Raw genomic sequence first — 991 nt, 5'->3', positions numbered from 1 at the left:
GGTAGCTTCAATTGGTGTAAAGAGCAATTGTTGAGATGAACGTTGAACCGCCGTATACGAGACCCGTACGTACGGTGGTGTGAGAGGCGCACTGGCAATCATTCGATTGTCAGCCGTCTACTCGATTGTGTGCCGTTTTTTCTTCGTTATTTTTCAATTCAGTCGATAAAAAATATCCGCCAACTATTCCGTGAATTATTCCAAACGTTCCGTAAATCCAAAGTTGATAAATCGAATATCCTGCGAGTGATTCCAAAATTCGTATTCGCTCAAATTCAAATGAATTTATTATTCCGATTACTAATGCTTTAAAGTACAATATTAAAATCCACGAAGCGAATAGTGCGAAAAATGATACTCCGTAATATTTTTGTTTTTCTTTTCCGACATATTTGGTCAAATATTTAATCGCTAATATTCCAATTATAGGTACCGAAACTATTGTCGTAATCCATTCAATCCAATCTCTTTCGATTGTGTACCAACTTGGAATTTCACCGATAACAGCATAAAAAACGAAAAGAAAAATCAGTCCGAAAAAGTAATGTTTGGCTATTAAAAATTTGATGTTTTTCAATTCAGCGTTCAGTTTTTTTTTAAATGGCACACAACGTTTGTGTATAAGATTAGTTGCGTGTTTAAGCAGTAAATTTAGTAAATAAAACACGAACCAAGAAAGTCCGTTTGGACTTTCGTAAGTAAGCTAAAACCAGCAATTAATTTTATACGGTGTGTGTGCCCAGTATGGGCATCTTTAACTTACAGCAAAGTAAGTAATTAATCTAGAGGGTGCAAGTCCCTTATGCGCTGGGGTAACGCCTAGAAGCATTAGTAAGTCGCAAGGGTGGTAACTGCAAAGTTACATCTGAAGAAAGCGAGACTACAAAACTCGGTACTGACGAACAGAAACCGTATACAGAGGCCTATTTATTCGGGTAAGCAACCACATCATTGCAACGCCCAAAGAGTATCAAAAGGGTAAGTAGGTAGA

At 37.1% G+C, this 991-nt stretch carries 1 protein-coding gene; it reads right to left on the bottom strand.

Going from position 1 to position 991, the window contains the following annotated elements:
• Positions 1–109: 109 nt before the first annotated feature.
• The gene (locus ES677_RS15150) at positions 110–577 is read right to left on the bottom strand and encodes a hypothetical protein (RefSeq protein ID WP_148381734.1); all 468 of its coding nucleotides are present in this window, start codon (positions 575–577) and stop codon (positions 110–112) included.
• Positions 578–991: the final 414 nt, after the last annotated feature.

Source organism: Bizionia gelidisalsuginis, from assembly GCF_008086185.1.
Taxonomy (GTDB): Bacteria; Bacteroidota; Bacteroidia; order Flavobacteriales; family Flavobacteriaceae; genus Bizionia; species Bizionia saleffrena.
Note: the sequence above shows the minus strand (reverse complement) of the source record. Positions and strands in the feature narration are given on the sequence as shown.